We start from the raw sequence: 23,267 nt of genomic DNA on the forward strand, positions 1-23,267 counted from the left end.
GCCAGCGCCTGCAGCCGGCGGTCGCTGTCGGGTTGCAGGGCGCCGAGCCGGCCGTTCCTGATCACCAGCACGCCGCGGCAGCGCGACAGAAGATCCTCGGCGCGGCCGTTCATCTCAATCACCCGGCCGTTGTGGTCGAGCAGGAGCGCGGCGCGGTCGATCCGGTCCAGCGCTTCGAGCCCCGTCGCGTTCCTGGCGACGACGAAGCGCCGGTTGAGGCGGGCGATCCGGCTGAAATGGTGCGACAGCCGCGCGAGCGTTCCCGCCTCCTCCCGTTCGAAGAAGCCCTGTCGCACCGAGCGCAGCAGGGGGACGCACCACGGCTCGCCATCGATCTGAAAGCCGATCGCCGCAAAGCCCTTATAGCCCCATCGCAGATAGAGGTCGTTGTAGTGCGGCAGGCGCCGGCGTTCCTCGTCCGTGGCGAGATCGTGCTCCAGCACGACGGCGGTCGGGCTCTTCTCGAGCATCGGCCAGCCGCGCTCGGAGCGATAATGGCCGGCGTACCAGCCGCCCCTGACATAGTGTTCAAGGAACTCGACATAGTCCGGCGAAGCCGGCATGTGGGCCGCGTTCTCGTTGACGTCCTTGGGAAAGAACATGGCCGCGCTGGCGCCGACCGACCGGGACAGCGCCTGCAACGCCAGCGGCCAGTCGTCCGGCAACACGACCGCGTCATAGCAGGCGTCCAGCGCCCGACCGATGTCGTCCCCGTTGAACGACATGTCCCCTCCCGAAGCCACTGCACGGAGATTATCCACGAGCGGAAGGATTAAGCAACCATGGGAAGAATTAATTTGCCAGTTAAGGTAACTCAAGGTTGCTGAAACGGTGTCAGAAACGCATCCTTCCGCTGATGACGAGATCGTTGCTCTCATAGGCGTAGAAACCGACATTGGAGCGGTTCTGCGTGTAGCGGTAGCCGACATAGGGCATGACGCCGAAGATCTTCAGCCGCTCATGCGCGACGCCGACCTGAACCTGGAACTGATCGTCCCGGCGCGGCACGCTGGAGAGCGCGCCGGCTTCGTCGTAGGCCTTGGCCTGGTAGGACAGGGTGATGTCGGTATAGAGGCCGTTCGGCCAGTACTTCTCCAGTCCCGCGCTGATCTTCGCCAGATTGTGCGCCATGTGCCGCGCCTGCGTGTGCTGGCGTTCCAGCGCCAGCGAGACGGTTCCGGCGAGGTCGGGCGTGAACCTGCGGCGCAGGCCGATCTCGGCACTCGCCTTGTAGCCGTCGAGATAGTCCATGTCGGGATAGGTCTGCGACATCATGCGCAGCGCAAGGCTGATTTCGGTGTTGTCGAAGACCGCCCGCGAGACGTTCACCGCGCCTCCCATGCGATAGGCAAGCAGGTCCCCGTCCTGCCACTGGATTTCCGCGACCGGGCCGACCGACAGTTTCGTCGCGCCGAAATCATGCTGCAGGCGCAGGGCCGGCGCGACGGTCACCACGCTGCCGGAAGGGTCCTCCACGCCGCGCTCCAGCGTCGTGGTCACCGATGCCAGCAGGTCGCTGCGTTCGCCAAGGGCGAAGCGGCGATAAAGGGTGAGCCCGCCCGTCACCGTGCTGCCGCTCTTCTCGCGGCTTGCTTCGGCGACGCGGAACGGCAGGTCGTTCAGATAGACGATCTTCTGCTTGGTGCCCCGGGTCGCATTGGTGGACGGGGTGGCGGACATGGAGAGAGACAGCCCGAGCTGCGGATTGCGCTTCTCATAGGCGGCGAGCGCCGCCTCGTACTGCCGCACGATTTCGGGATCGTCGGCCAGCGCGAGGTTGCGGCGGATGTGATAGACGGCGGCGCGGTGCCGGCCCTGCGCTGCCAGCGCGTTGATCAGCAGGTGGCGCGCCCGCATGTTGCGTCGATCCTGCGCCAGAAGCCCGCGCGCGCGGCTTTCGGCGCAGGCGGCATCGCCCAGCGTGAGGCAGCGATAGCCGTCCACATAGGAAGGCAGCCAGGCAAGACCCGGCGAGAGCTGCGAGAAGCCGGCGGCCAGCACCCGCGCGCCGTCCACGTCGCCTGAAGCGATGCGCCGGTCGAGCAGGTCCACCGGACCCGCCGAGGCCGGTCTTGCCGCAAATGGGGCCGCGAACAGGGCCGCTAACAGGGCAATGAATGCAAGAATGAGTCTGATCTTCATAGACCGATCGCGGAACCGGCGCGCCGGGTCTTTTCAACCCGGGCGCGCCGGCGCCGTTGCTCCCCCACCCGTGGAAAGAATGGTCCCCGCCGGCGCTACTGGCGATCGCCGAACACCACGCCGCTGATGTCGTGGGTGGCGCTTTCGCCGGCGATCACGGCGCCGATCTGGCCGCCGTCCTTGCCATAGAAGCGGCCATAGGCTTCCGCCTCAACCTGTCCCAGGCCATCGTTCTGGATCATGGTGTTGAGCGCGGCATTGCCCTCGAGTTCGGACGTGAAGCCGTTCTGGACGATCTGGCCGGGCTTGAACATGACCACGGCGCCCTGGCCCGAGACATCGGTGGTCGTGTTGTTGCCGCCGACCTGGGCGCGATGCTCGTCCACCGCGATCGAGCCGGAAACGGTCTTGGCGCCGAAATCGGCCTCCATCGTCGCATCGCCGATATAGCGCACCCGCCACGTGTCGGTGTCGTAGTCATACGACTTGGCGCGCGCCTCGATCCGGCCGCGCCCCTGATAGGTGGCCTTGCCGGTGCTTGGGAGGGCGGTCGGCTTGGTTTCAAGTCCGACGATGGCGTAGCCGGCCACACCACCGCTATCGTCCGCAGTCGCCGCATCCGCACCGGGCTTGTAGCGCATGTAGTAGTTGAGCGGCACCATGCTGGAGGTCCCGGATTCCAGCGCTTCCTTGGTCTTGCCGTTCAGCGCTGCGACGCTGGCCATGGTCCGCATCTGGTTGTTGCTGTTCAGTGCGGAGGTCTCATAATAATCCCCGTTGCCCTGGAGGTCGGCGTCGGTGAAGCTCACCTTCTCGCCGGCGACCTCGAACGAATAGCCGTTGGCGGTCTTCTCGACCTTGACCGGTGTCGGGTCTCCGGCTTCGCTCTTATCCTTGTTCGCAACATCGTCATAGGTGCTCACGAACGGGGCCGTTCCGCCCTCGAGCTTCTTGCCCGCGGCGGAGAAGAGTTGCGCCATCGTGTCGGTCGCCTCGGTGGCATATGTCGCCTTGTAGACATTGGCATAGGGCGCCATCGGCGGCTCCGGATCGCCCGATTTGCAGCCCGCGAGCGCTGTCGCCGCCATCAGGGCAGGAAGCGCGATTGCCTTGTATTTCATCAAAATTCCCCTCCGCATGGATCACCTGACCGCATCCCCAGGATCGGCCACTCGACGAAACGTTAGCGGTTGGAAAAGCCACCGGCAGCTCCCATTTGGGAGGTGCGGTTGCATCTCAAGCCCGTCTAGGTTGTGGTATCGAAGACGAGGCTCGGGGCAGCGGGGAGGTCGCCCATGCGCACTTCGCGGGAGGGGGTGGACCGCATCGCCTCGACGATACGCGAGCAGATTCTGGACGCTTCCGCCGATCAGGCGCACTGGAACACGGTCGCGGCGACGCTTTCGGACGCGTTCCCGGGGTCCTTCACCGCGATCCACAGTCTGGATTTTGCCTGCCCGCGGATCAATTTCGACATCACCCGGAACGTCGATCCGGACTACCTGGCCTCCTATGGCGCGCATTACGCCTTCATCAATCCCTGGCTGGCGTTTTGGGAGGGCTGGCCGGCCGGCACCGTCGGCATCGCCGAGCGCGACTGCCCCGCGCATCTGTTCCGCGGCACGGCGTTCTACGAGGAGTGGCTCGTTCCGCAGGGCGATTTCCGGGGCGCGGCCGGCCTGAAGATAGACGGAGGACCGCATGACCTGCTGCATCTGGCGATGCACTACCCGCTCAAGCTGTGCGACGGCTATGACGACGCACTGGAGAAGATCCTGAAGTCCGTCCGTGGCGACATCCGAAGGGCGGTCGGCCATGCGCGGCGCGTCAACGACATGATGGGCCGGATGGCGGCTTTCGCGGCCGTGGTCGAGCGCTCTCCCGACATCGCGCTGGTGGTCGACCGGTGGATGAAGATCGCGGCGGCGAACGACATCGCGGAGGCGGCCCTGCGGGAAGGGCGCCTGCTTGCGGCGCGCCACGACCGGCTGGTCATCCGGGACATGCAGGCCAACGCGCTTCTGCGGCATACGGTGGAACAGCTCGTCGCCGGCCGCCCGGTCGACAGCGCGCATCACCTGATGGCGCATGGCGGGGCGACCTGGCGCGTATCCTTCGTCGCGCTGTCGCGCATCGAAAGCACCGCCATCGTTCCGGCGAAGCCGCTGGTCCTGCTGCTGTTCCGCGATCTGAGCCGCCCGCCCGGCGCCCGCAATTTCGATCAGCTCGGCCCGATCTTCGGTCTCACCAGGGCGGAGATCGACTTCTGCCGGCACATGGCCGAGGGACGCACGCTCTCGGAGACCGCGGATGTGCTGGGCATCACGGTGGGGACGGCGCGCCAGAGGCTCAAGCTGATCTTCCAGAAGACGGAAACGCATCGCCAGAGCGAGCTGGTGCTGCTCCTGGCGCGCTATGGCTGAGCCCGGGCCTCTTTCGCGCCCGCCATAGCCGCCTCCTATATGGCGCAGGGACTATTTCGATTATCCTCCGCCGCCGCGGCCCGACAGACCCTCATCCGTCCCGGAACGCATCATTGTTTGGGACGGGATGTTGCCTGACCCTAGACCGGTTCATCATTTCACGGAAACGCTGTCCCGTTCTGTCTCCTTGTTTCTTCGCGTTTATGCAGGCGTCAGGGGATTCCACCTGACTGCCAAACGCGCTACAGGGCCGCGTTCGGCCGGGCGACCCGTGCCGTGCGCTGCGGCTTCGGCCGCTCGTGCAGCGGCGTCAGGCGCAGCTCCAGCGCGCGCAGGAGCATGATCAGGATGGTGTTGATCGCCAGATAGATCGCGGCCACCATGCAGAAGACCTCGATGACGGCGAAGGTCTGGCTCATCAGGTCCTTGGCGACGCCGGTCAGCTCCATCACAGTGATCGTGCTGGCGAGCGACGTCGCCTTGAGCGTCACGACGATCTCGTTGCTGTAGGCCGGCAGCGCGCGCCGGACGGCGATCGGAACCGTGACGAGAAACAGAACCTTGAGCGGCGAGAGGCCCAGCGCGCGCGCCGCCTCGACGGCGCCTTTCGGCACGGCCGCCAGCCCGCCCCGCATCACCTCGGCGGTGTAGGCGCCCGTGCACAGGCTCATCGCCACCACGGCGCAGGCGAAGGGATCCTTCAGGACGATCCAGGCCGGGCTTTCGCGCAGCCATGCGAACTGGCTGAGGCCGTAATAGAGCACGAATATCTGGACCAGAAGCGGCGTCGAGCGGAAGGCGGTGACATAGGCCACGGCGATCATGCGCGCGACGCGATGGCGCGAGGCGCGGGCCCAGGTGGCGAGCGCCGCCAGCACGAAGCCGAGGGGCAGGGTGGCGGCGGCCAGCGCCAACGTGACCCAGATGGCGCCCGCCAGTTCGGTCAGCACGCGGAGCGTGGTTTCGAAATCCATCGTCAGCCCCAGCGCATTCTGCGCTCGGCGGCGACGAACGCGCGCGAGGACGCCGCCACGAGAACGAGATAGACGACCGCCGCCACGCCGTAGAAGAAGAAGGGCTGCCCCGTGGTGCGCCCCGCGAGGCCGACGACGCGCATCAGCTCGGCAAGGGAGATGACGGAGAGAAGCGTCGTTTCCTTGATGGCCATGATCCAGACATTGCCCAGTCCCGGCAGCGCATAGCGGAACATCTGCGGCATGATCACCAGGCAGAGGCCGGCGAGCGACCGCAGGCCGAGGGCGGCGAACGCCTCGAACTGCCCGCCGGGAATGGTGGCGTGGGCGCCGCGAAACACCTCGGAGCTGTAGGATGCCGAGACCAGCGTGACGGCCATGACGCCGACCGTGAAGGCGTCGACCTCGATATAGCCATTGTAGCCGAAGCCGCCGGCGATCCACATCAGGGCGCCGTTGGTCCCGAAGAACAGGAGGAAGATGACCAGGAGCGGCGGGACGCCGCGCACCACCGTCGTGTAGGCATTGGCCGCGGCGGCAACCCACCGGTTGCGCCCGAGCTTGGCCAGGGCGAGCGCGAAACCGAGGCCGACGCCCAGGACATAGCCGAGGCTGGCGCAGGCCACGGTGACGCCCAGCCCGACCAGGAGCGGCCTCGACCACCCCTGGTCACCCCAGGCCAGTATCTCCAGCAGCGATGCCTCCCCAGCCATGCGGGATCAGGCTCCGCAGACCGCCGGATCGGCCCTCGTCGAGATGTCGAAGCCGAACCAGTGCTCTGAGATGCGGCGGATCTCGCCTTCCTTCTTCAGCGCGCACAGGGCCACGTCCCATGCCTTGCGCAGCTCGTCGGAATCCTTGCGCATCAGCCCGCCGACGCCGACGCCCAGATAGTTGAACGTCTCGAAGTTGAGGTCGGGCGAGAGGATCTCGATGCCCTCGCCCTGCGTGGTGCCCGTCAACGCGATCCAGGGCGAGCGCCCGGCGAGCGCGGCGTCGAGGCGGCCGGCCAGCAGGTCGAGATTGAGGCTGTCCTGGTTGTCGTAGAGCCGGATGGTGACGTCGCCCTTCAGCTCGTTGTCCATGAAGCGCTGGCTCTGCGTGCCGGACTGGACGCCGATCGTCTTGCCGACCAGGGCCTCGCGCAGCTCGGGCCAGGCGCTCTTGCCGTTCAGGCCGGCGCTCTTGGCGGCGGCGAAGTTGATCGGGAGGTTGGCGTAGCTCTGCGTGAAGGCAAGGCGCTTCTGCCGTTCGGCCGTGATCGAGATTCCGCCGACGAGGATATCGTACTTGCCCTGCTCCAGCGCCGGGATCTGCCCTTCCCAGGGCTGCGCGGTGAAGCGGCACTTGCGCTCCATCCGCTCGCACACCAGTTTCGCCAGCTCGATGTCGAAGCCGGTCAGTTCGCCCGCCGGCGTCATCGAGCTCCAGGGCAGGTAGCCGCCATCGGTGCCGATGCGCACCTCGGGCTTCTCCTCCGCCGCGGCCGGTCCCGCCAGTGACGCCCCGAGCGCCAGCGCCGTCAACAGTCCCACCAGTTTTCGATACATGTCCTTCACCCCTCCGTTGTCGTTTTCCCGTACCCAGGGCGGCCAGGACGGCCGTCCGTTCCAAGATCCCAGAACAGGCCGGCCATGACGGCCAGGCCTTCCGCCACGAGCGGCCTGAGAAGATGCTCGTCCGGCGCATGCTGGGAGCAGCCGGAATAGGAATGCGGCACCCAGATCGTCGGAATGCCGAGAACTTCGGCGAAACAGTCGTTCGGCAGCGAGCCGCCCGCATTCGGCAGGATCGTCGGCTCGGCGCCGGTGGTCCGCCGGACCGATTCGGCCGCCCAGCGCATCAGCGGATGCTCCGGATCGAGGCGCGTCGCACCCCAGTCCAGCTCTGTCGATTTCGGCACGACCGCGACGTTGGCGAAGCCGTTTTCGTCGAGATGGGCGCGAATCGCCGGCATGAAGCGCTTCGGATCGCTATCGACCGTGTAGCGGATCTGCAACCGCGCCGAGGCGCGCGGCGGGATGGCGTTGATCGGCTGGGCCGGCGTTCCCGCCGTCATCGCCAGCACTTCGAGCGCGGTCCAGCCGAACACCCGCTCGGCCTGCGACAGGCCCGGCTCGCCCCACCAGGGGTCGAACGCGGGACCGCCTTCCTCGGCGACGAGATCGATGCGGCCGAGCGCGACGCTCACCGTCGGCGGCACCGCCGCCGGCACGATGGCGCGGACATTGATGCGACCGGTCGCCGTGATCAGGCTGGCGATGGCATTGGCGAGGATGACAGCCGGATTGGCGATCAGCCCGCCCCAGTTTCCCGAATGATGGGCGCCGGCCCTGAGGTCGCAGACCAGGTCGAAATCGACCGTGCCGCGCGTGCCGCCGTCGAGCGTCACGGCGTCCTTCGCAAGGCGCGGGCCGTCCGACGCGATCAGCCAGTCGGCGGTGAGCCTGTCGCGATGCTCCGCGCAGACCTGATGCAGCCCGGCCGAACCGGTTTCCTCGGAGGTCTCGATCAGCGCGACGACGTTGTAGCCGAGCGACCCCCGCGTCTCGAGGACTGCCTCGAGCGCCAGCATGACGATGGTGTGCTGGCCCTTGTTGTCGGCTGTGCCGCGGCCGTAGATGCGCTCGCCCTCGACGCTGACCCGCCAGGGATCGCGGCCGTTCGACCAGGCGCCTTCCATCCCCGCCACGACATCGCCATGGCCATAGACGAGCAGGGTGGGCAGGTCATCGCCCTCCTGGCGTCGGGCGATCAGCAGCGGCCCGCCTGCCGGATCGGGATTGTCGATCACCTCGCCGGCAAAGCCGATCCTGGCGAAATCCTCCATGATCCCGTCCAGATAGCGCTGGCAATCGGCGCGCCGGGCGGGGTTCTGGCTTTCCGTCGCGACCGCCACACGGCGGGTCAGGTCCGCCAGGAAACGGCCATTGTCCGCATAGCCGGCGGAGGTGCTGATTGCTTGGTCCCGAGACATAATTCTGCTCATTCCTCGTCTTGACAGAACGATGTCACGCCGAAGAATGTGGGGGCAAACCAAAAGTTCTCTCGGTAAGCCTTAGTTGAATTGAGTCTCGTCGATGGTCCGTCCCCTCCCGCCCCTGCCCGCGCTGCGCGCCTTCGAGGCCGCATCGCGCCATCTCAGCTTCGCCCGCGCCGGCGGGGAGCTCGGCGTCACGCCGGGCGCCGTCAGCCATCAGATGAAGCAGCTCGAGAAATGGGTCGGCGGGCCGTTGTTCGAGCGGCGCGCCAACGGCGTCTGCCTGACGGAGACCGGGCGCGTTTTCGCGACGCGCCTGAAGGCGATCTTCGACCAGCTCACCGCGGTCAGCGTCGCCGCGCGGGTTCCGGGCGGGCTGAGCGCCGTCACGGTGCGCTGCCAGTTCTCGCTGGCAACGAAATGGCTGACGCCGCGCATCGGACGGTTCCGGCAGAGCCATCCGGACATCTCCGTTGCCGTGATGGCCCTGCCGCATCGCTGGAGCGCCAACGAGCCCGATCCGGACCTTGCCATCTACCACAGCAGGGGGACGGTGATGGGCGTGCAGCAGGACACGCTCATCAACGGCAATCTGATCGTCGTCGGCACCCCGGCGCTGACCGCCACCCTGCCGCCCGCGCCCACCCCGGCGGACCTGCTCGCAAGCCCGCTGATCAAGGTGGATTTCACCGAGCCCGGCTGGCACGACGAGGGCTGGGAGGCGTGGTTCGCGGCGACGGGCTTCGGGCATCTCGAGCTGCGGTCGACCCTGTCGTTCAACCTCGTTCACCTGGCGATCGACGCCTGTCTCGCCGGCGCCGGCTTCGCTCTGGTGCCGGATTTCCTGGTGGAAGCGGAGCTCGGCGCGGGCCGGCTGGTGGAGGCGTTCGGCATTTCGCTGCCGATCAGGCAGCCTTATGTGATCATGACGCCGGAGGCGAGCCTTGTCCGGCCGGAAGTGGCGCTGCTGCGGAGCTGGCTTCTGGAGGAGGGGCTGACCTCGGCCCGGGCGGGCGGCCCGGCCATGGGCGCTACGGCTCCCGGGGCCTGATCGCGATGTCCGCCGCCAGGTTCTCCTGCAGGCTGCGCACATAGAGATCGACGAACGCCCGGGTGTGATTCTGGGCCAGCAGCTCGGCTTCCGCCGCGTCCCCCCGGCTGATCGCGGCGATGATGTCGCGGTGCTCGCGGGCCTGCCGCTGCAGGTCTGCCGCTTCCAGCCGGCCATAGACATGGCTGCTGCGCAGGACCCGCAGCCCCAGCGTCAGCAGATGGTTGTAGTGCGCCGCGAGATAGGGATTGTGGCAGGCGCCGGCGACCGTCGAATGAAACTGGCGGTTGGCCTCCGTCATCTGCAGCGGATCGCCCCGGCTGACCGCGGCCTCGAACTCCGTCGCGGCTGCATCCATGGCGGCGAGGTCGCTTTCGGTGCGGCGCCTGGCGGCCAGATGAACCACCGTGCGGTGCGCGATGTCGGTCGCCTCCACATAGAGCGGCAGGTCGCGGATATCGAGCGGCGCGATCTGCGCCTGGCGGTTGGGCTGCATGATGATCAGCCCCTCGGCGGCGAGCCGCACGAACGCCTCATGGATGGGCGTCCGCGACAGGCGCAGCCGCGCCACCTGCTCGCGCTCGTCCAGCAGCATTCCCGGCGACAGCGTCAGGTCGAGAATATCGGCGCGCAACCGGTCATAGGCCTCGCTGACGCTGGTGCCCTTGGCGCGCACGCGCTGCTCCGGCCGTCCCGCCGCATCCCGCTTTCCTGTCTTCATCAATCCACCTGCTGGCTCTCCCCACGCGCTATACCGCGACTGGCCGCGTGGCGACAAGCGCTGCGGCCGGCCGGCGATGCCGCGCGCGGCCCGTTTCAGCCGCGCCGGCGCAGCATGCCGGTCGCGTGGACCATGGCGACGCCGGCGATTGCCAGTGTTCCGCCCGCGAGAAGCTCGATGGACAGGGTCTCGCCGAGGAACAGCACGCCGAGCATCGTCGCCAGCGGCGGGATCAGGAACAGCAGCGACGCGGCGCGTCCGGCGGGGATCGATTTCAGGACCATCAGCCAGGCGATCTGGCCGAGCGCGCCGGGCACCAGCGCCAGAAGGATCACGAGAACCACCGCCGGTAGGGGCGCGGCCAGCGCCGCCGCGACGGCGCCGCCGGAAAAGGGCAGCAGGAACATGGCGCCGAGCACCATCAGCCATCCCGCCGTCTGCATCGGCGGAAAGGCATGCACCAGCCGCCTTTGCAGCACGATGTAGACGGCGGAGCAGACGGTGGCGGCGAGCACCAGCGTCGTGCCGGAGCCGAACGAGAAGCCGCCCGGCTGGCCGGACGCCAGGATGAAGATGCCGGCGAACGCCACCAGCATGCCGGCCCCGGACAGGCGGGTCGGGCGTTCGCCGTTCAGCGCCCAGGCAAGGAGGGCGGTGAAGATCGGAATGGTGTTGGTGAGGAAACTGGCCGCGCCCGCGCTCAGCGTGACCAGCCCCCAGGACAGGAGAAGATTGTAGACCGCGACGCCGAAGAAGGCGCAGACGGCCAGTCCCGCGAAGGCGCGCGGCGCGGGCAGCGGCGGCCGGGTGACAAGCAGCGCGCCGGCAAGGACGACGCCCGTGGCGATCAGCCGGAGGGTGACCAGCTCGAGCGGCGAGAACCATTGCAGGCACCACCGGGTCAGCGGGAAGATGCTGGCCCAGGACAGCACGGTGAAACCGGCCATCAGCGCGACGCCGGCATGGCCGCCGGCGGCGGTGTATCGATCGCTTGCCGACATGCCGCTCTCAGTCTTCGAAGCCGTTCAGGAAGGCCCCGAGACAGGCGGCGAGGTTGGGATTGAGGTACCCGCCCTCCTGCACGAGCAGGGTCGGCAGCGCCAGCGAAACGATGCGGCCGGCGATGGTGGCGAAGCCGTCATTGCTGAGCTTGAAGGTCTGGACCGGATCGTGCGCGGACGCGTCGAGCCCCGCCGAGACGACCACCGCTCCCGGCGCGAACTGCCGGACCCGGCCGAGCACGTGATCGAGCGCGGCGAGATAGGCGGCGTCACCGGTGCCGACCGGAAGCGGCATGTTCAGGGTCAGCCCGCGCCCGGCCCCCTCGCCGGTCTCGCCGGCATAGCCGGCGTAGTAAGGCGGTCCGTAGTCCGGATCGACATGCAGCGACGCGAACAGGATGTCGCCGCGCTCCCAGAAGATGTCCTGCGTGCCGTTGCCGTGGTGCACGTCGATGTCGATGATGGCGACGCGCCCGAGCCGGCGCGCCAGCCGCTCGGCAGCGATGGCGGCGTTGTTGAAGAAACAGACACCGCTCATCAGGTCTCGATAGGCGTGGTGGCCGGGCGGCCGGCACAGCGCATAGACCGGCCCTTGCCGTTCCAGCACGAGATCGGCGGCATGGACGGCGCTTGCAGCGCTGGCCCGCGCCGCCGCGAAGCTGCCTTCCCCGATCGGACAGGAGGTGGAGTTCGAATACCAGCCGAGTTCGCCGAGCAGGTCCTTCGGCCGGCGGCGCATGCGGTGCGTCGGGTGAACGCTGGGAATCACCTCCGGCCCGGCGCCCGGCACGGCGCGCCAGCGTTCCCAGACGGTTTCGAAGAACCGCACATAGTCTTCGTCGTGGACGGCAAGGACCGGCTCGAGATCCCCGAGCGGCGCCTCGACGACCCGGGAGGCATGCTTCCGCGCCTCCCGGAGGAAGATGTGGTACCGCTCGGCCCTGTCCGGCTGGGGCAGGAACTGCCCCATGCGGAACACGAACTCCGGATCGTGGAGCGCCTGGTCGGGGTGATGAACGACGATCATGAACACTGTATCCTTGCAGAAGCCGCAGCCGGACCGGTTAGTCCAGCGCCCGTCCCTTGGTTTCCGGCGTCAGGAAGATGTGCACCAGGATCGAGATCAGGCAAATCGCCATGACGTAGTAGGCGATGAAATGATCCTGCCCGTTCTTCAGGAAATAGGTGGCGATCAGGGGCGAGGTGCCGCCGAAGATCGCCACGCAGATCGCATAGGGAAGCCCGATGCCGGTGGCCCTGAGACGCGTCGGAAAGATTTCCGAGAACACGGTGCCGATGACGGAGTTGTTCATCGCGATCAGGAAGACGCCGGCCATCTGGATCATCAGGAAGCTGGTGAAATCGGCCGTCTTCAGCATCTGCAGCATCGGATAGACGAGCAGCAGGAAGCCGAGCGCCGAGCCGATCAGCATCGGCTTGCGGCCGATCCGGTCCGAGAGCGCGGCCAGCGGCGAGACGACGATGGTGTAGAAGGCGAGGCTGATCATGCCGGCGGTCAGGCCCTCGCTGATGGGCAGCCCGCTGGACAGGTTGGCGTAGGTCGCCAGGAACACCATCCAGAGATAGAATTGGACGCCCGACGACTGGATCACGACGACGATCAGCGATTCCTTCGGGAACTCGATGAAGCCGGCGAACACGGAACGCAGGGTGAGCGGGTCGCGCCGGGTGCGCGCCTCGAAGGACGGCGTTTCCGGGATCGCCCGGCGCAGCCACACGCCGTAGAGCGAAAGCACCGCGCCCAGCAGGAACGGAACGCGCCAGCCCCAGGACTGGAGGACGTCCGGCGCGAAGACCCGCGTGGTCACCGCGGCAACGGCCATGGCGAACAGGATCGCCAGCCCCGTCGAGACCATCTGGCTCGATGCGGCGAAAGCGCGCCGTTCGCGCGGGGCGTGTTCGTTGAGAAACGCCGCGGCCGTCTGGTACTCGCCGCCCGTCGCGAAGCCCTGCAACAGGCGCGCGGCAAGCAGGGTCAGCGGCGCGATGAGGCCCGCCTGCTCGTAGGTCGGGGCGAGGCCGATCATCAGGCTGCCCACCCCGGCCAGGATGATCGTCAGCGCGAGAACGCCGCGGCGGCCGTAGTGATCGGCGAGCGGCGACAGGACGAAGGAGCCGACCGGCCGCATGAGGAAGCCGGCGGCGAAGGTGCCGTAGGCGGCGAGAAGCGCGACCATCGGGTCGTGCCCCGGGAACATCTGGGCCGCGAAGACCGCCGAAAGCAGCCCGTAGATGGTCCAGTCGTACCATTCGATGAAATGGCCGGCGGCGCCGGCGATCACGGTCGAGCGGCTGCTTTTCGTCTTTCCGCCGAGATCGCTCCCGGCCTCCATTGCCTTGTCAGAAACCATGAAACCCTCCCCAGTGCAGTTGCCGACGCGCCCGAACGCGCCGGCTATCCTCGAGGACAGAATATACCTATGGCCCGCACTGTCAATGCACAGTGCATGCAATGAGCGTGCAAGAAGATTGCCCGCCGCGCCGTCCTGCCCCGAAATGGCGCGCGATGCGGGAAACTGGAAATGCGCGTCGATTTGAGCGAGAAAGACGACAGCGTGTGTGACGCGGTTCACTTCCTGGGGAGGAGCGACTTGATCCGCCGGATGCCCGGCCATGCGACGAGAGCGTCGCCGATCCTCGCGTGTGCGGCGAGGAAGGCGCGCCCGGGAGGCCGGGCGTGCATGGCCCTGCTGTGGCTGGCGCTGTCGTGCACGGCGGGCGCCGCCCAGTCGTCCGCGGGCGCGGAGGCCTGCCGGCTGCAGGTCCTGACCTCCTTTCCGGAGAGCTTCTTCCATCCCTTCGTCGAGCTGTTCTCGGCGGCCAGCAACGCGACGGTCTGCGTCACCAACAAGAACACCATCTCGCTGCTGCGGCACGTGCAGGAGAACCGGCTCCCGGCGCCGGACGTGATCTGGGCGAGCTCGCCCGTCGCCTTCGCCGTTCTCGACGCGGAGGGGATGCTCGTCCACCGGCCGGACAAGGTCCGGCCCGCGGCGGATTTCAGCGGGATCGAGGTGGACGATCCGAACGGTTCGCGGTTCGGCTTCGCCCTCTCGCACATGGGCGTGATGTGGAAGCAGCGCGCCGACGATGACCTGCCGAAGCGGCTGGACGAGCTCGCCGCGCCCGGCTACGCGGGCAAGCTCGGCATCAGCTCTCCCGCGCGCAGCGGCACGACGCATCTCTTCGTCGAGACGATCCTGCAGGAATTCGGCTGGGACGCCGGCTGGGCGCTGCTGTCGCGCATCGGCGCCAATGTGGCGACGGTCACGGCGCGCAGCTTCGGCGTCCGCGACGGCGTGGCGAAGGACCGGTTCCAGCTGGGCGTCGGCATCGACTTCCTGGCCAAGGCGGAGGGGCGGGGCCAGCCCCCGCTCGGCTTCGCGCCGCTCTCGCCGCACGTGGTGTTTCCGGCGAGCGCGGGCATCTTCATCGCCGGGGAAAACAATCCCCTGTCGGAGGCCTTCATCGATTTTCTCAGATCCGAAGCCGGGCAGAACCTGCTGCTCAGGCCGGACATCGCCCGCATACCGGTCGCGCCGGCGCTCTGGAGCCAGGCGGGGTTCGCGGCCGATCCCGACCCGGCGCGGCCGCTCGACATGCGGCATGCGGCGCGGCGGCTGCCGGTGGTGACGGCGCTGTTCGACGAGATGATCACCTATCGCCACACGGAGCTGGCCGAGCTGTGGTCGGCGGTCGACCGCTTCGCCGGTGACGAGCGCATCGGCCGATCGCAGACCATGCGCGCGCTGCTCGCGGACGTGCGCGATCTCCTCGAATCCGTTCCCGTCGCCTCCTTCATGTCTGACGCGGACGAGCTGGTCGCGCTGCTCGCGCGCGGCACGGCGGAGCGGATGCGCGACCTGCGGACGGCAGAGGGCACCGACCTGCGCGACAGCTGGTCGCGCGATTTCTCGAGCCGCTTCCGCAAGGCGCGGGAGATCGTCGCACGCATCGACGCCTATCTCGGCGCGCAGGCGGAGCGGACCGCGCCGTGAAGCCCGATTTCACGTCCCTGCGCTCGAAGCTCACCGTCTCGCTGGCCCTGATCGCCGGCGTGGCGATCGCCGCGACGCTGGTCACGGCCCTGACGCTCGACCGGGTGGGGCGCACGGTGGCCGACCGCGCCTCGGAGGATCTTGCCGTTTCGGCCGCGAGCGCCCGTTTCGCCGAGATCGGCCAGGCCATCCGCGTCGACGTGCCGGCGCTCGGCAACGCGCAGACGCAGTTCGAGCGGCGCAGCGCCCTCGCGCGCCTGCAGGAGCATTTCCGCGTCGTTGGCACGCTCGCGCCGCAGACGCGGGGCGCCGATGCCGGTTATTTTTCGGGGTTGGACGATGTCCAGTCGAACCTGGAGGCGAATGTCTGGGCGCTTGACGACAATGTTTCGCGGCGCTTCGTGCTGGACGGTGCGATCCGCGAAAACATCGCCCGGATCAACCGCCTGCATGGCGACTTCCTGCTCGAGGTGGACCCGCTGCTGGTCGACGCCAAGTTCAACGTCGAGGCGGCCTTGCAGGCGGGCGACGCTTCCGGCGGCGCCGGAAGCCAGCAGCGCGAGCGGGTGGTCGAGGAAATCCGCATGACGGAGGCGCTGGGGCGGCTGCACGCCAACGCCAACCTGGCGGTCGGCATCATGCTGCGCGGCGCCAGCGAAACGGGATTTCGCGAGATCGAGCATCTCCAGGCGCGGCTGGTCGAGGTGATCGACGACGGCAACGAGAATGCCGAGGCGCTCGCCAACAACAGCAGCGCCATCACCCTGCGCCAGATCTGGCGCAAGATCGCCGGCCACGGAGACGGGCCGGACAGGTTCCTCGACCTCAAGGCGCGCAGCAGCGGACTCATGAACGAGAGCATCCAGCTGCAGGAGACCAACAGCGCGCTTCTCGGCCGGCTGGGCGAGGTTGTCGCGGGCGCGGTGCGCGCGAGCGGGCAACGCTCCACCGCCGCCTCCGGCGAGATCGGCGACATCGTCTCGCGCGGCCAGGTCTTCAACGCCGCGAGCACGGCGCTGCTTCTGGCGCTGCTTCTGGCGTTCCTGATCCTGTTCGTGCGCGGCCAGCTCTTCCAGCGGCTGATGAAGGTTCTCTCCTCGATGCGGCTGATCGCCGACGGCACAGCCGGCGTCGTGGTGGGCGTGTCGGGCCGCGACGAGATCGGGCAGCTCGCCGATGCCGTGCGGCTGTTCCGCGACAGGTCCCACGCCCTCGACCTGCATGCCAAGGAACTGAAGAAGACGAACCGGACGCTGCTCAGGGAGGTCGACCGCCGGCGGCGGGCGGAAACCGATCTGCGCGAGACGCAGGCCGAGCTCGTGCAGGCCGCCAAGCTTGCGGCGCTCGGGCAGCTCTCCGCCGGCATCGCCCACGAGTTCAACCAGCCGCTGATGGCGATGCGCTCCTATGCGCACAATGCACGCCGCTACATCGAGCTGGGCGAACTGGACAAATGCGGCGACAAGATCGCCGACATCGAGCGGCTGATCGAGCGGCTTTCGAAATCGTCCAACCACCTGAAGACCTTCGCCCGCCGCCCGCAGAAATTCCTGTCGCGGCACGATCCAGTCGAGGTGGTCTCCAACGCGCTGTCGCTGTTCGAGGAGCGCATCCGCAGCGAGCGCGTGGCGCTCGAGGTGAACCGGCCCGACCATGCGGTCCATGTGATGACGGAACCGGCGCTGCTCGAGCAGGTGGTGGTCAACCTGGTGAGCAACGGTCTGGACGCGATGAAGGGCGTGCCCGCGCCCCGGCTGACGGTCACGATCAGCGAGACCGACAAGCTCGCGCGCATCGGCGTGGCGGACAACGGAACGGGCTTCGCGGACGCGGCCGCCGCGGAAAAGGCGTTCGATCCCTTTTTCACCACCAAACCGCCGGGTGAAGGCTTGGGTCTCGGCCTCTCCATCTCCTACAATGTCATCCGCGATCTCGGCGGGAGGCTGGAGGTCAGGGCCGGGGCGGAGGGCGGTGTGTTGGCGACAATCGAGCTGTTCAAGTCATGAGCGAGGGCGCGCGGGGAGTGCCGGTCATCCTTGTGGACGACGACGCGGAGATCCGCGACGCCTGGGCGGAGACGCTCGCCCTGGAACGATACGAGCCGCTGGCCTTCGCGGACGGCAGGCAGGCGCTGCGCGTTCTCGACACGCGCTGGCCCGGCGTCGTCGTCGCCGATCTCAGGATGCCCGAGATGGACGGGATGGCGGTGCTGAAGGCCGTTCGCGGGATCGACCCCGACATCCCCGTCATCATCGTCACCGGCCATGGCGACATTCCGCTGGCGGTCGATGCGGTGCGCGCCGGCGCCTATGATTTTATCGAGAAGCCGGCCGACCCGCAGGCGTTTCTCGCGGCGATCGCGCGCGCCGTCCAGCTGCGCTCCCTGGTGCTGGAGAACCGCCGGCTCCTGCGGAAGAGCCAGGACGGCTACGCGCTGGAAAAGCACCTGGTCGGCAACAGCGAGGCGATGCGCCGGCTCCGGCAGAAGATTGCCGCCGTCGCGGCGGCGGACGTCAACACCGTGGTCTATGGCGAGACCGGCTCCGGCAAGGAACTCGTCGCGCGGGCGCTGCACAATATGGGGCCGCGCAGGGCCGGACCCTTCGTTGCGCTGAACTGCGGCGCGCTGCCCGACACGCTGGTCGCCAGCGAGCTGTTCGGCCACGAGGCCGGCGCCTTCACCGGCGCGGACCGGCGGCGCATCGGCAGGCTGGAGCAGGCGAGCGGCGGCACGCTGTTCCTCGACGAGGTGGAGAGCATGGAGCTTTCCCACCAGACGCAGCTGCTGCGGGCCTTGCAGGCGCAGGTGATCGAGCGTCTGGGCGGCAAGACGGAGATCCCGATCGACGTGCGGGTCGTCGCGGCCTCGAAGGTGGAGCTGGAGGAGGCGGCGACGCGGAAGCTGTTCCGGGCGGATCTCTACTACCGCATCGCGGTCGCGACGATTTCCATCCCGCCGCTGCGCGAGCGGACCGGGGACATTCCCCTCCTGTTCATGCATCACGCGGCGCGGATCGCGGCGCGCAGCAAGGTCGAGGTCAGGGAGCCGGGGCCGGCCCTGTTCAGCGAACTCGCTGGCCGGCCCTGGAACGGCAATGTGCGCGAGCTGGTCAACTTCGCCGAACGCTTCACCCTCGGCATCGACGGGGACCCGTTCGAGGAGGGGGATGGAGACGGGGAGCGCGCGACGCTGCCCGCCCAGCTCGACGCGTTCGAGCGGCGTCTGCTCGACGAGGCGCTGCGCCGTACCAACGGCCACATGCAGCAGGCGGCCGACCTGCTCGGCGTGCCGCGCAAGAAGCTCTACCTGCGCCTGCGCAAGCATGGCCTGGAGCGGCGCGGCTATCTGGGCGAAGAGCGGGTCGATAGTGACACATAGCGCCGTATATGCGGGTCATTTCTGACCCGATTCTGAGGTCCGGCTGGTTCAGCTCGCAAGTAGAATCAATTGGTTAGGCGGTTTCAGCGCTTTGGCACGAAGCTTGCCATACAGGGGGATGGTGGCCGGCCGGCCACCGCATTCTGTTTGGGAGGAAACAATGCCAACACAGTCCCGGAATCATTTCCGCAAGCTTGGCCTCGGCATCGCCGCGGTGGCGCTGCTGGCGGCGTCGCAGGTGGCGCGCGCCGCCGACGACCGCCTGGTCGTCGTCACGTCCTTTCCGTCCGATCTGACGGACGTCTTCAAGACCGCCTTCATGAAGGAGCATCCCTCGATCACCGTGGAGGTGGTGAACAAGGGAACGTCCTCCGGCGTGAAATACCTGATCGAGACCAAGGACAACAATCAGTCGGACATCTTCTGGGCCTCGGCGCCGGACGCCTTCGAGGTGCTGAAGGGCCAGGGGCTTCTGGCCAGCTATTCGAAGGAGGTGGACGGCATCCCGACGGATCTCAACGGCTATCCGATCAATGATCCCGAGGGCAAGTATCTCGGCTTCGCCCTGTCCGGCTACGGCATGATGTGGAACACCCGCTACATGGAAGCCTTCAACGTTCCGGTTCCGAAGGAGTGGGACGATCTGGAGAAGGCGGAGTATCACGGCCATGTGGGCCTGTCCTCGCCGTCGCGCTCCGGCACGACGCACCTGACCATCGAAACGATCCTGCAGGGCGAGGGCTGGGAAGAGGGCTGGAACACGGTGAAGGCCATTTCTGGCAATGCCAAGACCATCACCGAGCGCAGCTTCGGCGTGCCGGACGGCGTCAACAGCGGCTCGTTCGGCATCGGCATCGTCATCGACTTCTTCGGCTTCTCGTCGAAGGCGTCGGGCTTCCCCGTCGAGTTCGCCTATCCGAGCGTGACGGCCCTGGTGCCGGCCAATATCGGCGTCGTGACGAACGCCCCGAACGAAGGTCCGGCGCAGAAGTTCATCGACTTCCTGGTGTCCGAGAAGGGACAGGCGCTCCTGTTCGATCCGAAGATCATGCGCCTGCCGGTGAACCAGAACGCCTACAAGGGCGCGCCGGAAGGCCTGCCCAACCCCTTCGACGGGACGATCAAGACCGAGGTGCAGTTCGACAGCGAAGCCTCCGAGCGCCGCTACAACGTCGTCAACTCGCTGTTCGACGTGATGATCACCTATCGCCTCGAGGACCTGCGACAGGCGACGGCGGCGATCCAGGCCGCCGAGAAGGCGCTGGCGGAAGCCGGCGGCGACAATGCCGAGGTGAAGGGCATGATCGAGGAGGCCAGGGCGCTGGTCAACAAGCTGCCGGTCGATGCCGAGCAGGCGATGGATGCCGATTTCAACGCCATCTTCACCGTCGAGCGCAAGGAGGCCGACACGAAGGTCGAGGGCCGCCAGGCGGAGATCGAGCAGCAGTGGGACACGATGGTCGTCGAGAACTACCAGAAGGCCCGCGAACTCGCCGAGCAGGCGAAGGCCAAGCTCTAGGTCGTCACGCGTCCATTCGGACGCAGAAAGACGATCCAGATCATTGATGGACCATCGGGGCAGAGGCCCCGTCCGCTTGCCGCTGAAGGCCGGGCGCTTCTCCGGAAACGCCAGCCCCTGCCTGCCGAAAGCCGGCAGGGGCGCCCGGCCCGACGGCTGCCTTAAGCCCCCTGATCGGAGTACAACCATGTCGTCCGCAGCGCTCCGGCGACCGGCGCTCACATCCTCGTTCGGCCCTTATCTGGTGGCCGGCGCGGTGTTCCTGTTCCTCGGCGCCTTTCTTATCATTCCCGTCCTCAAGGTGATCCAGGTCGCCTTCCAGGATCCCGCGACCGGGTCGCTGACCCTCGTCAATTTCCAGGACTTCTTTGCCAGCACGCTGTTCCGGCAATCGTTCTTCAACTCGCTCTACGTGGCGTCGATGTCCGTGGTCTTCGCCTCGGCGGTCGCGCTGCCGCTCGCCTATCTCACCACGCGGTTCAACTTCTCCGGCTCGGTGGTGATCCAGACGCTCGCCTTCGTGCCGCTGATCATGCCGCCCTTCATCGGCGCGGTGGCGATGCAACTCCTGTTCGGCTCCAACGGCAGCCTGAACCTCTTGCTGCGCAACCATTTCGGCGTCACCCTGCCGATCATGGAGGGGCTGAACGGCGTCATCTTCGTCCAGAGCCTGCACTACTTCCCGTTCATCCTGATCAATCTCTCGGCGAGCCTGCGCAACATCGACCGTTCGATGGAAGAGGCGGCGCAGATGCTGGGTTCGAGCGGCCTGCGCCTGTTCCGGCGCATCGTCTTTCCGCTCGCCATGCCGGGCTACATCGCCGGTGCGTCGCTGGTCTTCGTCAAGGTGTTCGACGACCTCGGCACGCCGCTCCTGCTCAACGTCAACACCATGCTGGCGCCGCAGGCCTATCTGCGCATCTCGTCGGTCGGCATCAGCGACCCGATGGGCTACGTCATCTCGTGCATCCTGATCCTGTTCTCGATCTTCGCCATGTGGGTGTCGTTCCTCGGCATGCGGGGCAAGGACTATTCCACCACCCAGAAGGGCGGCGGCGGACTGGCGAAGCGGGACCTGCGGCCCTACGAGGCGGCGCTCTGCTACCTGGTCGTGCTGTCGATCCTGGCGATCGTGCTCGCCCCCCATCTCGGCCTGCTGCTCCTGTCCTTTGGCACGATCTGGTCGTTCAGCGTGCTTCCGGACGGGTACACGCTGGCGCATTATGAAACCGCGCTGACCTCCGCTTGGGGCTTCATCCAGAACACGCTGCTCTATGCGGGCCTCGCCGGGCTGATCGACATTATTCTCGGCACCGCCATCGCCTATGTGGTGATGCGGACGGGCGTGATCGGCCGCAAATGGCTCGACTACATCGCCATGGCCGCGCTGGCGGTGCCCGGCGTCGTCCTTGGCATCGGCTATCTGCGTGTCTTCTACAGCGTCGAGATGCCCGGCAGCGGGCAGCCGCTCGCCACCTGGTGGGGCATCATCGTGATCGCGCTCGCCGTGCGGCGCCTGCCCTACGCGCTGCGGTCCTGCACGGCGGCCCTGCAGCAGATCTCGCCGTCGCTGGAGGAGGCTTCCGAGAATCTCGGCGCCTCGAAATTCGCAACGGTGCGCCGGATCGTCATTCCGCTGATGGCCGGCGGGCTCGTGGCCGGCTTCGTGACCAGCTTCGCGACGGCGGCCGTCGAGCTTTCGGCGACCATCATGCTCGTCGCGAGCGAGCGTGACGCGCCGCTGGCCTACGGGCTTTACCTGTTCATGCAATCCGCGGCGGGCCGCGGCCCGGGCGCTGCGCTCGGCATAATCGCCGTGATCATCGTCGGCCTCGCCACCTATTTTTCGCACCGCCTGATCGACAACGCCCGGCGCTCGCGCACCGACGTTGCCAATAACGGGGGAGGACATTGAGAATGAACCAGACCAGCACGCCCATCGCCGCGGAAACCGCCGTGGCCGAAACACTTCCCGACGCCCTGCAGAACCGCCTGCAGCCGATCGGCATCGACATCCGCGACCTGTCGCTGTCCTTCGGGGCCACGCAGGTCCTGAAGGGGATCGACCTGAAGATCGAGCCGGGGGAGTTCTTCGCCTTCCTCGGCCCGTCCGGTTCGGGAAAGTCGACCCTGCTGCGGGCCATCGCCGGCTTCGGCCCGACGCCGAAGGGAACCATCGCGCTCGACGGACAGGATGTCGTGGGCCTTGCGCCCTGGAAGCGGAATGTCGGCATGGTGTTCCAGAACTATGCGCTGTGGCCGCACATGTCGGTTGCCCGGAACGTTGCATACGGGCTGGACGAACGCCGCGTGCCGAAGCGCGAAAGCGTGGCCCGCGTCAATGCCGCGCTGGAGCTGGTCGGGATGCGCCAATATGCCGACCGCTACCCCTCGCAGCTCTCGGGCGGGCAGCAGCAGCGCGTTGCGCTGGCGCGGACCATCGTCGTCGAGCCGCGGGTCCTGCTGCTCGACGAGCCGCTGTCGAACCTCGATGCCAATCTCAGGGTGCAGATGCGCCAGGACCTCCTGAAGCTCCAGCGCCGCCTCGGCATCACCACCATCTTCGTCACGCATGACCAGGAGGAAGCCAACACGATCTGCGACCGCATTGCGGTGATGGCCGACGGCGTGGTGCAGCAGATCGGCAAGCCCGACGACGTCTACGACAACCCGGCCAACAGCTTCGTCGCGAATTTCCTCGGCACGGCGAACGTTCTGGAAGGCCATGTGGAGAAGGCCGCCTCCGGCCCGGTGTTCCGCAGCGCGGGCGGTCTGGAACTGCCCTGCGGCGACGGCAAGGCGGGGGCAGCCAAGCTGGTCCTGCGGCCGCAGAGCATCGCGTTCGTCGATGGCGGCGCGGCGGACGGGCTGCAGGGCAGGGTCCGCTCCGCCGAGTTCCTGGGCGGCATGATCCGCTATCTGGTCGATGTCGGTGGCGAGGCGCTGCTGGTCGACGAGCTGCACGCGCGCGGCAGCGGCCGGCGCCGCGAGGGCGAAGCGGTGCATGTCCGGATCAACCATGAACAGGCCGTCCTGATCCATCGCTAGAGCGTTTTGC

At 67.4% G+C, this 23,267-nt stretch carries 18 protein-coding genes and 1 pseudogene; 8 read left to right on the forward strand and 11 right to left on the reverse strand.

The features are described from left to right. The 3 genes and pseudogenes from NA2_RS21250 to NA2_RS08530 all read right to left on the reverse strand — a co-directional run. Positions 1-725: pseudogene (locus NA2_RS21250) on the reverse strand (hypothetical protein); the annotation flags it as partial. A gap of 109 nt (positions 726-834) precedes the next feature. Beyond that, the gene (locus tag NA2_RS08525) at positions 835-2,142 is read right to left on the reverse strand and encodes a surface lipoprotein assembly modifier (protein WP_008596206.1); all 1,308 of its coding nucleotides are present in this window, start codon (positions 2,140-2,142) and stop codon (positions 835-837) included. 95 nt (positions 2,143-2,237) lie between these two features. After that, positions 2,238-3,263 (reverse strand): transferrin-binding protein-like solute binding protein, encoded by a 1,026-nt coding sequence (locus tag NA2_RS08530; RefSeq protein WP_008596208.1) that lies wholly within the window; start codon positions 3,261-3,263, stop codon positions 2,238-2,240. Positions 3,264-3,437: 174 nt separating this feature from the next. On the opposite strand from NA2_RS08530, the gene NA2_RS08535 reads away from it, so the two are divergent. Further along, positions 3,438-4,565: a helix-turn-helix transcriptional regulator gene (locus NA2_RS08535; RefSeq protein WP_008596209.1), complete on the forward strand. Its 1,128-nt coding sequence runs from the start codon at positions 3,438-3,440 to the stop codon at positions 4,563-4,565. A 242-nt stretch (positions 4,566-4,807) separates the two neighbouring features. Here the strand turns inward: NA2_RS08535 and NA2_RS08540 are convergent, their stop codons facing one another. From NA2_RS08540 to NA2_RS08555, 4 genes are read right to left on the reverse strand one after another with little or no spacing between them, the layout of a single operon-like run. Continuing rightward, on the reverse strand, positions 4,808-5,539 hold the full coding sequence (locus NA2_RS08540; protein WP_008596210.1) for an ABC transporter permease: 732 nt from the start codon (positions 5,537-5,539) through the stop codon (positions 4,808-4,810). A gap of 2 nt (positions 5,540-5,541) precedes the next feature. Beyond that, complete coding sequence (locus NA2_RS08545; RefSeq protein ID WP_008596211.1) at positions 5,542-6,252, reverse strand: ABC transporter permease; 711 nt, start codon at positions 6,250-6,252, stop codon at positions 5,542-5,544. Positions 6,253-6,258: 6 nt separating this feature from the next. Beyond that, positions 6,259-7,089, reverse strand: coding sequence for a transporter substrate-binding domain-containing protein (locus NA2_RS08550; RefSeq protein WP_157188173.1), 831 nt, complete (start codon positions 7,087-7,089; stop codon positions 6,259-6,261). Positions 7,090-7,094: 5 nt separating this feature from the next. Next, the gene (locus NA2_RS08555; RefSeq protein WP_008596213.1) at positions 7,095-8,516 is read right to left on the reverse strand and encodes a M20 family metallopeptidase; all 1,422 of its coding nucleotides are present in this window, start codon (positions 8,514-8,516) and stop codon (positions 7,095-7,097) included. 103 nt (positions 8,517-8,619) lie between these two features. Between NA2_RS08555 and NA2_RS08560 the strand changes: the two genes are divergently transcribed. Then, complete coding sequence (locus NA2_RS08560) at positions 8,620-9,570, forward strand: LysR substrate-binding domain-containing protein (protein ID WP_008596214.1); 951 nt, start codon at positions 8,620-8,622, stop codon at positions 9,568-9,570. On the opposite strand, the gene NA2_RS08565 is transcribed toward NA2_RS08560, so the two are convergent. The 4 genes from NA2_RS08565 to NA2_RS08580 all read right to left on the reverse strand — a co-directional run bounded on the left by NA2_RS08565 (position 9,551) and on the right by NA2_RS08580 (position 13,664). Further along, positions 9,551-10,291, reverse strand: a complete 741-nt coding sequence (locus NA2_RS08565) for a GntR family transcriptional regulator (protein WP_008596216.1) — start codon at positions 10,289-10,291, stop codon at positions 9,551-9,553. The genes NA2_RS08560 and NA2_RS08565 overlap by 20 nt on opposite strands. A gap of 95 nt (positions 10,292-10,386) precedes the next feature. Beyond that, a complete protein-coding gene (locus NA2_RS08570) occupies positions 10,387-11,292 on the reverse strand; it encodes a DMT family transporter (RefSeq protein ID WP_008596218.1) in 906 nt (301 codons plus the stop codon). Between the two features lie 7 nt (positions 11,293-11,299). Next, positions 11,300-12,319, reverse strand: coding sequence for a histone deacetylase family protein (locus NA2_RS08575; protein ID WP_008596219.1), 1,020 nt, complete (start codon positions 12,317-12,319; stop codon positions 11,300-11,302). A gap of 37 nt (positions 12,320-12,356) precedes the next feature. Then, a complete protein-coding gene (locus NA2_RS08580; RefSeq protein WP_008596220.1) occupies positions 12,357-13,664 on the reverse strand; it encodes an MFS transporter in 1,308 nt (435 codons plus the stop codon). A gap of 330 nt (positions 13,665-13,994) precedes the next feature. Here NA2_RS08580 and NA2_RS08585 point away from each other — a divergent pair, with 330 nt between their 5' ends. The 6 genes from NA2_RS08585 (at position 13,995) to NA2_RS08610 (ending at position 23,257) form a co-directional block, all read left to right on the forward strand. Further along, positions 13,995-15,311 carry an ABC transporter substrate-binding protein gene (locus NA2_RS08585; protein ID WP_008596221.1) on the forward strand — a complete coding sequence of 439 codons (1,317 nt, stop codon included), beginning with the start codon at positions 13,995-13,997 and terminating at the stop codon, positions 15,309-15,311. Next, a complete protein-coding gene (locus NA2_RS08590) occupies positions 15,308-17,317 on the forward strand; it encodes an ATP-binding protein (RefSeq protein ID WP_008596222.1) in 2,010 nt (669 codons plus the stop codon). Before NA2_RS08585 ends, NA2_RS08590 begins: the two co-directional genes overlap by 4 nt. Then, on the forward strand, positions 17,314-18,690 hold the full coding sequence (locus tag NA2_RS08595) for a sigma-54-dependent transcriptional regulator (RefSeq protein WP_008596223.1): 1,377 nt from the start codon (positions 17,314-17,316) through the stop codon (positions 18,688-18,690). Before NA2_RS08590 ends, NA2_RS08595 begins: the two co-directional genes overlap by 4 nt. A 160-nt stretch (positions 18,691-18,850) precedes the next feature. Then, a complete protein-coding gene (locus NA2_RS08600; RefSeq protein WP_008596225.1) occupies positions 18,851-20,209 on the forward strand; it encodes an extracellular solute-binding protein in 1,359 nt (452 codons plus the stop codon). 187 nt (positions 20,210-20,396) lie between these two features. Beyond that, positions 20,397-22,124 carry an ABC transporter permease gene (locus NA2_RS08605; RefSeq protein WP_008596226.1) on the forward strand — a complete coding sequence of 576 codons (1,728 nt, stop codon included), beginning with the start codon at positions 20,397-20,399 and terminating at the stop codon, positions 22,122-22,124. 2 nt (positions 22,125-22,126) lie between these two features. Beyond that, positions 22,127-23,257, forward strand: a complete 1,131-nt coding sequence (locus tag NA2_RS08610; protein WP_008596228.1) for an ABC transporter ATP-binding protein — start codon at positions 22,127-22,129, stop codon at positions 23,255-23,257. The last annotated feature ends 10 nt before the right edge of the window (positions 23,258-23,267 follow it).

This window comes from Nitratireductor pacificus pht-3B (genome assembly GCF_000300335.1).
Classification (GTDB): domain Bacteria; phylum Pseudomonadota; class Alphaproteobacteria; order Rhizobiales; family Rhizobiaceae; genus Nitratireductor; species Nitratireductor pacificus.